At 42.3% G+C, this 14,065-nt stretch carries 10 protein-coding genes; 6 read left to right on the top strand and 4 right to left on the bottom strand.

Annotated features, from left to right (window positions below):
* Positions 1 to 8 precede the first annotated feature (8 nt).
* Together QUB08_RS24545 and QUB08_RS24540 are read left to right on the top strand one after the other, a co-directional pair.
* Complete coding sequence (locus QUB08_RS24545) at positions 9 to 3,029, top strand: hypothetical protein (protein WP_333227930.1); 3,021 nt, start codon at positions 9 to 11, stop codon at positions 3,027 to 3,029.
* Entirely contained in the window at positions 3,029 to 6,670 is a 3,642-nt protein-coding gene (locus QUB08_RS24540) for a helicase-related protein (RefSeq protein ID WP_333227928.1), read from the top strand. The genes QUB08_RS24545 and QUB08_RS24540 overlap by 1 nt, the downstream gene beginning before the upstream one ends.
* 187 nt (positions 6,671 to 6,857) lie before the next feature.
* Here the strand turns inward: QUB08_RS24540 and QUB08_RS24535 are convergent, their stop codons facing one another.
* Positions 6,858 to 8,222, bottom strand: a complete 1,365-nt coding sequence (locus QUB08_RS24535) for a metal ABC transporter substrate-binding protein (protein ID WP_445300952.1) — start codon at positions 8,220 to 8,222, stop codon at positions 6,858 to 6,860.
* Positions 8,223 to 8,324: 102 nt separating this feature from the next.
* Here QUB08_RS24535 and QUB08_RS24530 point away from each other — a divergent pair, with 102 nt between their 5' ends.
* From QUB08_RS24530 to QUB08_RS24520, 3 genes are all read left to right on the top strand, one after another.
* Complete coding sequence (locus QUB08_RS24530; protein WP_333227927.1) at positions 8,325 to 9,134, top strand: metal ABC transporter ATP-binding protein; 810 nt, start codon at positions 8,325 to 8,327, stop codon at positions 9,132 to 9,134.
* Between the two features lie 271 nt (positions 9,135 to 9,405).
* The gene (locus tag QUB08_RS24525) at positions 9,406 to 10,302 is read left to right on the top strand and encodes a metal ABC transporter permease (protein ID WP_333227926.1); all 897 of its coding nucleotides are present in this window, start codon (positions 9,406 to 9,408) and stop codon (positions 10,300 to 10,302) included.
* 291 nt (positions 10,303 to 10,593) lie between these two features.
* A complete protein-coding gene (locus QUB08_RS24520) occupies positions 10,594 to 11,052 on the top strand; it encodes a peroxiredoxin (protein WP_333227924.1) in 459 nt (152 codons plus the stop codon).
* 129 nt (positions 11,053 to 11,181) lie between these two features.
* Here QUB08_RS24520 and QUB08_RS24515 read toward each other — a convergent pair whose 3' ends face one another.
* Both QUB08_RS24515 and hpf read right to left on the bottom strand, forming a co-directional pair.
* Complete coding sequence (locus QUB08_RS24515; RefSeq protein WP_333227922.1) at positions 11,182 to 11,820, bottom strand: Uma2 family endonuclease; 639 nt, start codon at positions 11,818 to 11,820, stop codon at positions 11,182 to 11,184.
* A gap of 175 nt (positions 11,821 to 11,995) precedes the next feature.
* Positions 11,996 to 12,649, bottom strand: a complete 654-nt coding sequence (hpf, locus tag QUB08_RS24510; RefSeq protein WP_333162386.1) for a ribosome hibernation-promoting factor, HPF/YfiA family — start codon at positions 12,647 to 12,649, stop codon at positions 11,996 to 11,998.
* Between the two features lie 151 nt (positions 12,650 to 12,800).
* Here hpf and lipB point away from each other — a divergent pair, with 151 nt between their 5' ends.
* Positions 12,801 to 13,481 carry a lipoyl(octanoyl) transferase LipB gene (lipB, locus tag QUB08_RS24505; RefSeq protein WP_333227920.1) on the top strand — a complete coding sequence of 227 codons (681 nt, stop codon included), beginning with the start codon at positions 12,801 to 12,803 and terminating at the stop codon, positions 13,479 to 13,481.
* Between the two features lie 42 nt (positions 13,482 to 13,523).
* On the opposite strand, the gene QUB08_RS24500 is transcribed toward lipB, so the two are convergent.
* Positions 13,524 to 13,745 (bottom strand): helix-turn-helix domain-containing protein, encoded by a 222-nt coding sequence (locus tag QUB08_RS24500; RefSeq protein WP_332984474.1) that lies wholly within the window; start codon positions 13,743 to 13,745, stop codon positions 13,524 to 13,526.
* Positions 13,746 to 14,065 lie beyond the last annotated feature (320 nt).

Below are 14,065 nucleotides of genomic sequence, written 5' to 3'. Positions count from 1 at the left end.
TTAACAGGGTGAACAGCTTAACATTGGGTGACAGCGATTTAGTTCCAGTGGACTATGGCGATTTGCTGGCCAAGATTTTAGAAGTTTTGCAGGGAAACAATCCGTTTAGCGTTTCGGGCGATTCCCGTCGTTTGTTAATAGATATTGATGCGGTAGCAGCTCAAATAGCCACTTCGCAGGTGTTGCCGCCTTTGGGTTTTTGTGAACGTCAAGCACATTCTGCTACAGTCAATTTTCCGGCGGAAGTTGAAACTCGATTTGGCACTCAAGTTAGACAGATTGAAGTTTATTTGCGGGGCCACTTACAATCTATTTTGGGAGAAAGTGTTGCAATTGACAAGTTTGTAGCTAGTTTAACCAGTCCTCTAGAATCTTTTAAAGGAAAGGGAACTCAGTTAGGTCTCAAATACGATTTTGACACGCCATATCACAATTTGCAGAAACAAAAGCTGACTTTGGAACATATCGGTGCTGGGAGTAATTCGCTGCTGAAGTTTCACAAAGTGACTGTTTCTGTCCGCAATGCAGATATTTTTGAACAAGAGTTGAATCAGGGTTTAGAGAATTATATTGAGGAAAAAGCTGATACAGATGATAAGGAAGAACTGAATTCCCTATTTCAGGAAATGCTGGAAGATGAAAATTCTGATTTTTATCGGCTGGTTCGAGTTGTCGATCGCGAAACTTTGGGTCAACTTAAGAAAGAAGCAAAAATCACTTATTTGGAGTATATTTTAGACAATATCGCTCCCGACAAAGCAAATTCTCGCGGCTCCATTTATTTACAAGACTTGATTCGGCGTTTGCGATCGATCGAGGAATACATCAGCAGCGAAAGCGATAAAGTTGATGGACATTACCTGGTTAACTATCAGGGAGTTGAGGTTAATTATCAAGATATGTTTTCGCGATCGGAAGCTTTCGATCGCCTTCCCATTATTCCTATTATAGCAGGTAGTCTCGGAGAAACAACGGATAATTCTGGGGGCGATCGCGAATTTATTTTCGGTTTAAAAATCAAGTTGGGTAACAAAGTTCAATCGCGGGGCGGTCATAGCGTATTGGACTACAATCTCAATTTGTTAGATCCAGAGAGCGAGGAACACCTAGCCGCATTGGAGGAACCAGCCCATCATGAAACTTTCTTTCGCAAGGTATTAAATATAGCATTTTTGTATCACTTTGTCTTTGCTTCTCCTCACAACCCACTAACAGCAAATTATAACCCGGAATCAGAACTTGATTGCAACCCAATTTTAGGATTCGAGCGAGTAGTTCTGCCTGTATTGCAGGGTTCGGATGAGGAAATGAAAAAGAGACTTTTCCGAAACTTTTTTACTCGTTTTAAGGAAGTTAATATCCAGCATAAAATCCAATGTCTCAAGAGTTTATTGCAAGATTTTATCAAGCAAAAAAATATTTTACAGCCCCACACAGAATCGCGAGACATTCTGATTAAAAGAAGTATCCTTGAAAAAATAAATACTACCTTGGACAAAAAGAAATTTTTCAAAGAAGTCGTGCAGCGCAATCCCAAGGAAACGCTTCAGTATATTTCCGTCGGACAGGCGAAGGCTAGCCAAGAAGCTATTTGTCAATTGCCTGTCAAGATTACCATTGAAGATGTCCGCTATTTTCCAACTAATGAATCTCAAAGTTTCAGCATGAAATACCATATCCAAGGTATCAATGCTTTGCCGGTGCTTTGGGTTCCTACAGCCCCTCTCTCTCAAAAAACTTTAGGTGAAAATTTTAAAGAAAAATCAGTCGTTTTCCCCTACGACAATAGACGCTTAGATAGCAAGGGAGGATTGAAATCACAAGCAGCTTTTGTTTACAAGTTTGCTATTTCGATTCTGTCGTATATTTGCCTGAGAATTTTGCTGCAAAAACTCCCCAATAACTTCTTTGTGCCGATTGTGAGACTTCATGAAGGCTACCACGAAAACCCTTCACCTTCGGAAAAGTTTATGGGACATTTTTCTAAAACGTTATGTCACATTTTGAGCGAAAAAAACCGATCCAACTCAAAAGGATTTCGCCTGCGGGGAAGCAATTATCATTTGACTGCTAAAAATGGTTTAAGTTCCCTATATTCAGTATTGCCGAAAAAGTTTCGATTTGACAACGTGCAGCTATCTCCAGAGTTGGATAAGTTAGCGATTATTGTAGTATCCACTAGGGATACCGACGAGAGAAAGGGAAGAGATAGAGTTCAAAGAAAAGCCTGTTTGTTGGGTGAAATCACCGGAATTAAGCGCGATGCAGACAACATTATTCAAGTTGGAATGCTGAAAACTTTCTCAGCAAACTACAGCCTTCAGGAACTTTATACTCAGCCCTCAATTCTTGCAGATATTGTCAGTCAGTTGTACAATCGAGGATATCGAAATTTTGTATATATCTCCCAAGCACCTTATATGAGTACGCTGCATATTACTCAAAATGAGGAAGATGAGAAGTTATTTTTGATGTCAAAAGACATTATCCGAACTTTGAAAGGAGAACACCAGAATATTAAAATTTACCCAATATTTTTTGATAAATACTACGTTTATAGCCCCAAAGATTATAGGGGAGAATCTTTTTACATTCAAGATAAAGCAGAGCTTAACAGCTTATTTGCAGATACCAGCAAGCAAGCGGCTGTGTTTTTCAATTTGTTTAACGGCAGAAGAGTACAGCAACAAGGAGAGAAAAATTTTTACAACGCGGTGATTTCCTATTCGACGCTGTTGAATATTTATGAAGGTATTCTGGACGATCGAGATATTTACCAAGGTTTGATTGATGATGGTGAAATCAAAAATACTTTGCTGCACTATTTGACAATATTTCACTTTTATCGATTTGAAGCTCGCCAGAATATTAGCTTGAAACTAGATCCTTACGATCGCATTATTGGAGACGAATCAGTTGGTGCTTTATCTGAATTCAGTCACGAGGGGGGAAGTGCTACATTTAATTGCTTGGCTTTTTTGAACAAGGTAAGAGAAGTGTTAAATGTCACTGATGGAGGTCAAAAATAATGATAGCAGCAAAATTAGGCTACCTGTTTGAAGTTGGATTTAATATCGGAATTTTGGCTTGTATTCAGCAGAATAAAATAGCTCACAATTTTGGCGAATCCTACCGTCTGGATTTGCAAAATATTAATTTTTCAGAAATTGTAAAGAATCTTACCACCAGAGAATCCAGTTTGGAAGACCAAAAAGTTGAAAAATGGAGTCTGTTTTATATTCAAAAGGGTTTTCTAGGAGGCTTGAACTTTTTCCGGGAGTACCTCGACTCTGTGGGCGGAAAACCACAGCATTTGAAAATTTTGTACTATCAATGCAGTTTTACTCAAACTAACAGCATTGGAACTAATAATAAAGAAGATATAGAAGGCTTGAGAGAAGTTTTACTGCAATTAAAAGCTTTGCAACCTAGCCTGTCAACGGATGATATTGACTTGTACATCAACCGCTACAGGTGGAAAGACGGTGAGTTTTTGCAAGCGGATACGCTTTTGCTAATTAAGAAAGGCAAAAGTCTGAGAATTTTGTGTGTTGATTTATCTGTGTTTGCTCCCCCTGTGGCTGAGGTGGAGCGTTTGAATGAAGTTGAGGTGATGCAGAAGCTGTTGGGGAGGGAAATTAACTATTTGCGATCGAAAAGTGTGTTTTCTAACCTGGGAATCGATACTAGCACTTTAGGCGTTGATTTCTCGGAGGGCTTGACGGACTATTTTAAAGCTTTTAAATATAAGGATAAGGAAAGCAGTAAGTTAATTCAAGCGGGTAGTTACGCTCACAGTTTCTATGGATTTCTCCAAGAAACTGGGATGATTTCTAGTGATGCTGATGTATTGTTTAATATAGTTGGCTACAGCGATCGCAGTGTCAACGCCATTTCCATTCGCAAAGATAAACTTAATTTTCTGTCCACTTGTTCGCAAATATACAAAAATCAAACAACTGAAAAAGATATTGACAAAGCCCGCAGTCGAGTTTTAGATAAGATACAAACCAACGCTGCTGACAGTTTTAAAGAAGGCAGAAACTTTGTCGATTCTATATTAAAAATTGGCAAAAACACTTCAATGGTACCTCATACTGAACGGATAGATGGTTTTGCTAATTCAATAGATATCATATCAGATCAACTGGCAGATGATTTGCAAATTTCTCGCGGATTGCATTTGAGAAATGCTCACGCCCAATTGATTGTGAAAGCGCTTCAATCTGATGAAACTTATATCTTTTTGACGGGAAATCCGGGAATTGGGAAAACAACTGCGATCGCCAATTTCCTAAAAAACCATATTGACGACGGTTTCTTATTCTTTTATGTCAGTCCCCGCAAGCAAGTAAACTTGGATATTATCGAAAAATTCAAAGTTAAACATGAACTGTGCGATAATCGCCTATTCTGTATTAACACAAACTCCGATCTTATTGCAAGTAATGCTGGTCGTCCTACTGTCAAATACGCCTCAAACAACTATCACGAAAATCTGCCGAAAAAAACTGTCAATTTTTTAAAAGACAGTCCCGAAATCAAGAGAAAAGAATACTACCAGCGGCAAATAGAAAGAAAAGGAGAAACTTTACTTCAACCAACTAGAGCAAAAACTAGGGGAGTGCTAGACAGCATTTGCGATGCGATATACACTCTCATCAACTGTGAGATATCTAATAATATTGTCGCCACGGCTTCCATCCAGTCTTTGAAGGTAACAGAAAATGGACATAATACCCTTAAACACTTTGAAAAGATATTTCAAGATGTCTACAGCAAACGAGGCGGAAAAGTCATACCAGCTAAGATGCAGCAAATCTCCCGACGCATCAAACACTTATTCATTATGATAGATGAAATCACCGGAGATGACGGAGGCGTTGAGTTTTTGTCAGGAATCAATCGGATTGTCCACGAGTATGAGTTGGCGGATTCGCCACACGGTTTTAATACTAAAATTATTGTAGCTGATGCTTCGATCGTAGATCGTGATGTTATCAAACAGCATCTGGAAAATACATCGTCTGAACCGGATAAAATCTATTTTAAAAAGTTAGCTGACAATTCGGAAGTTATGCCACCTTTGCAAGTCATTCCATCATTTAAGTTTAATCGGTTGGCCGCAACGGTGATTAATGCTAATTCTTACCCCGCCCGCAGTTTAAAAATCACTTACAAAGTATTTGTAGAAAGTGTTAAATACAATGAAGATGCGTCTTTAAAGGAAGATACTAATTTAGTAAAAGGGGTGCAATCTGAAATAATTCAGGATATAAATCAGCGAGGGGCGCTACCTGGTGTTGAACAAATTATAGTCTATATTCAAAGCAAAAAAAGATTGGCAGAATTGATTGAAAAAATTAAAAAAGAACGAAAATTTAATCAGTTTACCGATTATCTGGAAATTCACGCGAATATCTCGGAAGAGGAGAAAGAAAAAATACAGAAATACAAAAATACAGCTAAAGTAATCTTTATGACTGCATCGGGAAGTCGTGGACTTTCTTTCCCAAAAACTAAGCATATTTTAGTGGATATTCCCCGCTTCCAAATTGAGAAAAATCTGATGGAAGTGATACAGGTGATTTATCGGGGACGCGGGGAAGATGAGTTAGGTAAAACCCTTGATGGTGAAGACAAAGAATTGGTTTTTTACCTATCTGATACCGCAGTTTATTACGCTGATGATGCGGAACTTTCCCTGCAAGAAAGCAAATTGAGTTTGTTGAATTTATTGCTAATTCTGAAGACGGCGGTGATGACGCGAATTTCGGGATACGGTTATTTAGGTAGGGAAAAGTTTTTGATCATTCCCATCGGCGGTAAGTCGGTTTCCGCAGTCGGGGATACTTTTAGCAGCAAAATGGCGGCTCTAATTAAGACATTAAAGAGCGAGAGCCAGCGAGGAAATATGTTGTTTAAGGAGGTTTATACGAGCCTGGAACAGCTTTTGAGTCGCGGGGAGTTTGTTTTGAAAAATTCTGATAAGTCTCGTCAAAAGGGCGATTCCTATCTGGAAATGCGGGAGGATTTTAATCGTAAGTTTTTGGAGAAGTGCAATCCTCTTGATGGTTTGTTGAGCTATGATAATTTAGAAGTCGGTCATGTTTGCGGTAGTTTGTTGATCGTACCTCTAGCCGATCGCACTTTGGTAGAAACATACCAGATGCGGCTTCATCGAGAAATTAAGGAATGTCTAGAGAAGAAGTTGCTGCCCAAAATGTGTCAAATTAGGGATAGCGATTCGTCCCCGGAGAATGTAATATCGGCTATAAGAGGAGGTGCGATCGAGCTTTTGCAATTTCTCAACAGCGATGTGGAGAAAACTCAGTATTTTGAAGAGCAGAGTCAGCAGTTCGATCGCTATTATGCCATACCGCTGTTTGCTTTTGTCAGCGGGGAGGAAATGCAGGAGTATTTTGCTGACAATAAGCTGGAAGAACCGGAAGACAGGCGGTTTCGGGATATTTTGTCGGCTTATGTGCGATCGATCTACCCTGTAGACAGTGTAATGCCGATCGGACACAAGTATCGAGATTTCCCATTTATTGTGTTTAGAAGCTACAGTTTAGAGCAAAGTCGAGAAAAAATTTTTACAGATAAATATCTTTTAAGTTCCAACGAATTGAACGTGCTTAATTTAATTTTGTCGAAGCAGGTAAACTAGACCTCTTGCATTCCCAAGCTTTCAATTCCTTCAATAATCTGCGTTTATATGTGTTTATCTACCTTGCATCTGGGGTTTCTGTATCAATCAAAGACTTATGCAATGCAAGCCTACTGAAACTTGTAGGCTGCGTCAGCTAGCTGTCACCCCGCAGAGAAAATAAAACTCTTCCGGGGCACCATACTTGCTACTTGCTAACTTCAAACGGCGTGTATTTCCCCCCCAAAGCTTCGACGATGGCGCGAGTATTAGCCGACATCATTTTCACATAAGAATCGCCCTCGCTTCCCGCCGCCCCGATCGAATCCGAATAAAGTTGCTGCGCCGCCAATTTCACCCCCGCTTCCTCCGCCACTGTTCTAATCAGTTGCGGGTTAATTGTAGTCTCCGCAAAAATAGCAGGAACTCCCGCAGATTTCACCGATTCTACTAACTTTTGCACCGTTTGAGCACTTGGCTGTTCCTCCGTACTAATCCCGATCAAACTGCCAGCACTTCCCAATCCGTAAGTGCGGCTGTAATATTGAAAAGCATCGTGAGTTGTTACTAATTGGCGCTTATTTTCGGGGATAGTTTTAATCTCTTGTGCAATCCAACTATCCAAGCGTTTTAACTCTTCAGTAAGTTTCACAGCATTCTGCGTAAACTTCTGCTTGTCTTCCGGCGATAGATCGATCAGCGCATCCCGAATTGCTTCTACCATTTGAATTACATTTTCCACATTTCCCCAAACGTGGGGATCGGGTACGGTATTGCCTTGTTTATTCATTAGCAAAGGCTTGACAACTTCGCCCACTGCTAATTTCCGTGCCTTAATTCCGGCGGCATTCATCATTCTAATTAATCCCGGTTCCAAATTGTAACCGTTATACAAAATTAAGTTAGCTTTTTCTAAAGCTTGAGAATCTTTTGGCACCGGTTCGTAAACGTGAGGATCGGTTCCCGGCTGCAAAATTCCTGTTAGCTGAATTTCGCCGCCCGCTACTCGATCGGTCAAATCCTCAATAATTGTGCTAGTAGCAACTACCTTGGGTTTAGCATCTGCCTCTAGAGAGAGGCGATCGCCCTGGGTTGAAGCACAACTAAATAAACCCACAGTCAAAATGCCGCAAGCAATAGTTCTGATGAAAAATGCCTTGGACTTGTCCCATCCAGGGGCGGCGGTTTCAATCCCCGACTCACGGCTAAACTCCCCTTTATCAAGTTGCTTCACAATTGCCCTCGCTTTTAACTGACATTTTGCACCATTCTCAATAAGCCTTTTATGAACGGGCAAGATGCCCGTTCCACAAGAAAATGCACTCTTTGTGGAACAGGCATCTTGCCTGTTATTGAGAATGGTGTCAGATATCAGTTTGAATTCACATCTGACACCATTCTCAATAAGCCTTTTATGAACGGGCAAGATGCCCGTTCCACAAGAAAATATACTCTTTGTGGAACAGGCATCTTGTCTGTTATTGAGAATGGTGTCAGATCTCAGTTTTAACCGACTTAAGATTTTCGCCCCAAAACCTATAGCTTGAGCGGTTTCTAGCTTGTACTGCCGCATTATCTATCTCTCCTGCGTTCCAGATTATTCCTATTTACCGATGATTTCATATTCTTTTCATTTTTACAGTAAACTTAATAAAAAGGAGATAGAGTCACCGCCATGAATACCGCCGCCTTGCCCAACGAGAATCCTTGGTCTAAAATGGTTTGCCACCTCAAAGACAGCGCTACCGACACTGAAATTATCGCTGTTAAGCACTTAGCAGTAAACTACCGCACGGTAGAGGCACTCAGAGATATCAATCTTTCCGTCAAACCGGGAAGGCTGACGGGTATTATTGGCCCCAACGGTGCCGGCAAAAGCACGCTAATCAAAGCAATGTTGGGCTTAATTCCCGCCGATCGCGGCACTGTTACCTGGGGCGAAGAAGCGATCGCCGATCGACTCGAAACAGTAGCTTACGTGCCCCAGCGATCGCAAATTGACTGGAACTATCCCGCCACCGTTTGGGATGTCGTGATGATGGGAAGAGTCAGAAAAGCCGGATGGTTTCGCCGCTTCTCGGCAGCTAGCCGCCGCACCGCTGCCGATGCCTTAGAAAGAGTAGGCATGAGTGCTTACAAAGACAGACCGATCGGACAACTTTCCGGCGGACAGCAACAGCGAGTATTTCTAGCTAGAGCCTTAGCCCAAGAAGCCGCTATTTTTTGCTTTGACGAGCCGTTTGTGGGAGTTGACCAAAAAACTCAAAATATCATTTTCGAGATATTCCACCAGCTAGCAAATGCCGGAAAAATCGTCTTAGTAGTCAACCACGACTTAGGCGAATCAATCACCAATTTTGACGATTTAATTTTGCTAAATACAGAAGTGATTGCCGCTGGTTCCCGCCAAGAAGTGCTAACAAAAGAAAACCTTTACCGCGCCTACGGCGGACAAGTAATGTTCTTTGCCGGACAAGCAGCTTAATTAGCCAGCCCTCATTAATCTAGGATTTACACTCTTGAACCCGGTTTTTTTGATAATCTTGAATTGGGCAACGATAAATCTCGGCTCAAACTCACATCTTGCATCATTCTCAAGAACAGGCTTTCCGGCCTGTTCCACAAAGAGTGAATTTTCTTGTGGAACAGGCCGGAAAGCCTGTTCATAAAAAGCTTATTGAGAATGGGGCAACATCTCGGATCAAACCGGCTTGCTTTAGTTGTTAGTCATTAGTTAACTTTGATTTGATAATTTTATGCTACAAACCTTAATTGAGCCGTTGCAGTACGGATTCATGCAGCGATCGCTCGTAATTGCGATTCTCGTCGGCATCGTCTGCGCGATCGTCGGCAGCTACCTAATGGTACAGCGGCTTGCCTTGCTCGGAGACGCCATCAGCCACTCGGTTTTGCCCGGATTGGCGATCGCATTTATCCTCGGAGCAAACATCTTTGTCGGTGCTTTCATTGCCGGAGTTTTGAGTACAGTCATCATAGCTTGGATCAAAGCTCGATCGACAATCAAAGAAGACGCGGCAATGGGCATCGTCTTTTCGGCATTCTTCGCCCTCGGCATCACCCTAATTACGATCGTCCAAAAAGACAACAAAATCGACCTCAACCACTTTCTTTTCGGCAACATCCTCGGGGTTACGGCTGAAGATGCGATCGACACAGCCGTCATAGTCGCCGTAGTCTTATTAGTTGTAGTATTCTTTTACAAAGAACTGCTATTTTACACGTTCGATCCATTAGGAGCGCAAGCAACAGGTTTGCCAGTAAACCTGCTCAACTTCGGACTGATGGTACTAATCGCCCTCACAATAGTTGCCAGCCTCAAAGCCGTGGGCGTAGTGCTAGTCTTGTCCCTATTAATTACACCTGCAAGTACCGCCTATCTCCTAGTCACTCGCCTGCACCAAGTAATGATTTTAGGCGCAATAATCGGAGTTATTTCCAGCATTAGCGGAATGTATCTCAGCTACTTTTATAACTTACCATCCGGGCCCGCAATAGTTTTAGTTGCATCGGGATTATTTGTGCTATCATTGCTGTTCAGTCCCACTCAAGGAATCCTCACCCAGCCCCGCACACACTCCGGTCAAATTCCTCCAATCTGGCGGGAATTAAAAAACTTAACTAAAGGCCGATAACAATGAAGTTTCTGGTAACACTTCAGCGCCGCCCCTCCAATTTTCAATAACAATCTGCGTTAATCCCCGTGCATCTGCGGTTCAAACAAGCTTCTCCAATTAATCCGCCTAACTGCGAATCGCCGGCAGCATCCCGATGTTGTCAAAATGTTTTTTTTGTGTAAGTGCGAGAAAGCAAAAACGGGAGGCTGTCGCAGCGGGCGATCGCAAATGCGAACTATTGCTCAAAAAAACTGTACAATAACAAAAGTTAAATTTTGACGCAAACAGCTCTACTAAGTTAAAAAAAACATGACAGTCAAAGTAGGAGACACCGCACCCGATTTTACCTTACCATCTCAAACTGGCACATCAGTCAGCCTCAAAGATTTTCGAGGTCAAAAAAACGTCATAGTCTACTTTTATCCCAAAGACGACACACCCGGATGTACGACTCAAGCTTGCGCTTTCCGAGATAGTTACGAAGTCTTCAAAGACGCAGGTGCAGAAGTAATTGGAATTAGCGACGATTCGCAACAATCGCACCAGCAATTTGCCGCCAAATATCAGCTACCATTTACACTACTGAGCGATACTGGCAACAAAGTTCGGCAATTATACGGTGTGCCAGCTACACTGTGGATTATGCCCGGTAGAGTTACTTATGTCATTGACAAAGAAGGCGTTGTCAAGCATATTTTTGACTCAATGTTAGACTTCAAAGCACACGTTGCCGAAGCACTAAAAACTTTAGAAGCCATCAAAAGTTAGATGGATTTGCTTAAATATATTGTTGGTAGTGAGGACGAAAGTCCTCATCCCTCATTGTCTAAAAAACAAGAAAAAACTAAATTCCTGACTCCGAACTAAAGGTTTTTAGTGAGAACGGAAGTTCTCCGACTAGACGTTTTCCCGCACCCAGTTTTTAAAAGCTTGAATAGCGTGGGTTCTACCAGCAACTTGACTCTGCTGAGTGTACTGATTCACCAGTTCGACAATCGGGATATTGGGGAAAGTGGGGCTCACATCAGACTGAATATATTGTTCGGCTTCCAAGACGTTGATTTGTAGCCCTCGCCGTGCGTATCGCCAAAGTTCCGGCACTCCTAGAATTTGATAATTATCCAACTGCGTGCGAGAGGTGAGATCAATTTCTATAGCTAAATCTGGGGGCGGATCAACACTCATATCGAGGCGATTTTTACCGATAACGGCTGCTTGATTTTGAATATAAAAACAGGTATCCGGTTCGACAGCCTGACTCATTCGTTCATTTTTCAAGGTTGTCGAACCCAACGACTCAAATGCTATTTGTCGTGTTTCCAACAAAATTTTTACCATGTCGCCAATAATTTCTTTGGCTTTTTCATGTTCGGGCAGAGGAACCATAATTTCTAACCGTCCGTTACTATAGGAAAGTCGGGAAGCACGACGTTCTCCCAATTCCGCCAAAATACTTTCAAATTGTTGCCAGTTAACATCCTCAACCAGTAATTGCTGACCCGGCTGAATCTTCAATTGTCTTAACTCCAATAGCATAATTGTTCATCCATTTTCTCTAGGAAATATCACGCAAGTCGTGACTACGAATCATTATCTTAAAAAACTAAGAAAGGACTAAAGTCCTCACTACGAACTTCATGTTTGTAGTAAGGACTTTAGTCCTTTTTTGCTAACGGCTTGCAGCCATTAACAATTAGCACTCAGCAATTATCTAGCTTTTTGCAACACTCGATTTTTCAGATGTAGCGCTTTCGGCAGTTTTGCCATTTTTGCTATTACCGTTACCGTTGCTGTGCCGGGGTTGGATAACTCCATAGCCACCGTGAGTCTTGCGTTCGTAGAGTACGTTAATTTCGTCTGTTTCCGCATTACGGAACATATAGAAATCGTGATCGATAATCTGCAATTGTTCCAAAGCTTGTTGCACAGTCATTGGAGGCATAGCAAAATACTTAGTCCGTACAACCTCAGCAGGAAGTTCGGGAGTTCGATCGCCAATCAGATCCGCTACTACAGGATGTTCCTCAACTACCGTAACCGTTTTGGCACTACTCTGTATTTTGTTGTCGTGACGTTTTTCCTTGAATTTCCGCAGTTGACGAGCTATCTTGTCGGCAACCAAATCTATGCTGGCATACAGGCTTTCCGTGCTTTCTTCAGCCCGAATCACGCTGCCGTTAGCATAAATTGTCACCTCAGCAGTCTGCTTAGGATTGATCCTGGGGTTACGAGCCACCGATAGATGTATGTCCACTTCTGTCGTCAAAGTTTGAAAATGGCTAACTGCCTTTTCCACCTTTTGATTGACGTACTCGCGAATCGCATCGGTGATTTCTATATTTTTACCCTGGATAACAAGCTTCATAGAGCTCCCTCCCTTCTGTAACTTGGGTATATTTTATACAGTAGCACCATGTATTCGGGAAAACACTTATCTTCCAAATCTTTTATTATATGTTGACAATTCTTGATTTAAGCTGGGCCAATATTCCGTAAAAATACTATTGATTTTTTGCATGGTTTCTCCTCTAATCCATCAACTACTAAATGCACAACCCTGCTTGCTCCTCGATTGGGGACTTGTGCCCTACTCCCAAGCTTGGGAAATCCAGCAAAAACTCGTGCAAGAACGCCGCGACAAGCCAGATTTGCCAGATGTCCTGATTTTGCTGGAACATCCGCCGGTTTACACTTTGGGACTGGGAGCAAAGCTGGAATTTCTGAAATTTGACCCAACTCAAACTGGGTCGGAACTGCACCGAGTTGAGCGGGGCGGCGAGGTGACTTACCACTGTCCGGGCCAATTGGTGGGCTATCCGATTTTAAATTTGCGCCGTCACCAACAAGATTTGCACTGGTATTTGCGGCAGTTGGAGGAAGTGCTGCTGGGGGTGTTGGAAGTTTGCGGGTTGAAGGGTTCGCGGGTTCCCGGTATGACTGGAGTTTGGGTGGATGGGTGCAAGGTAGGTGCGATCGGCATTAAAGTCAGCCGCTGGATTACGATGCACGGTTTTGCTTTAAATGTTTGTCCGGATCTGGCCGGTTTTGGGCAAATTGTACCTTGCGGGATTCCCGATCGACCTGTTGGCAGTTTAGAGCAGTTTATCCCCGGAATTGAGGTCGATCGAGTGCGATCGATCCTTGTTGCTGAGTTTGCTCGCGTTTTTGGGGTGGAAATTGTGCGATCGAATGTGTAGGGTGCGTCGCTGTCAACATTACTAACTATCGCATTCGGTTCTTTAAGTGCGATCGGAATTTTCCTCCTCATACACCATTAAATCTCCCGGTTGGCAGTTTAGTGCTTTGCACAAAGCATCAAGAGTTGTTTCATCAATTCTTGTAAGCCGGCGGCGGGTTTTGATTTTAGAAACAGATGTTGGGTGCATCCCAACTCTAGCCGCCAATTCTTTATTGCTGATATTGCGATCGGCCATCACAACTGCCAATTTCCAACGGATCACTGCGGGTTCTCAACTACTAGCCAGGACTTTGCAAGGTGATGTTAGCATCCTGCAACCTTCACTAACACGTGTGTTGCCGTATAGGCAATATTTTTTGTCGTATCGCTTGAATTGCAGCAGCGAATGAACTATGCTGAGGATGTACCCACGGAAAAGCGATCGCCCCTGGGCCTGGAAAACTTAAGGGCGATCGGATCAAATCTAATCGCTGATTCAGTGGACAAAAGTGGATTATGTGGCATAAGAGACATCCACAAAAAAAATGATCCAATAGCTATGTGGGAAAGCGCGAAAATTTCCACAAACCATTTTTGAAGATT

The organism is Microcoleus sp. BR0-C5 (assembly GCF_036705045.1).
Taxonomy (GTDB): domain Bacteria; phylum Cyanobacteriota; class Cyanobacteriia; order Cyanobacteriales; family Microcoleaceae; genus Microcoleus.
This window is presented reverse-complemented; position numbering and strand designations above follow the sequence as displayed.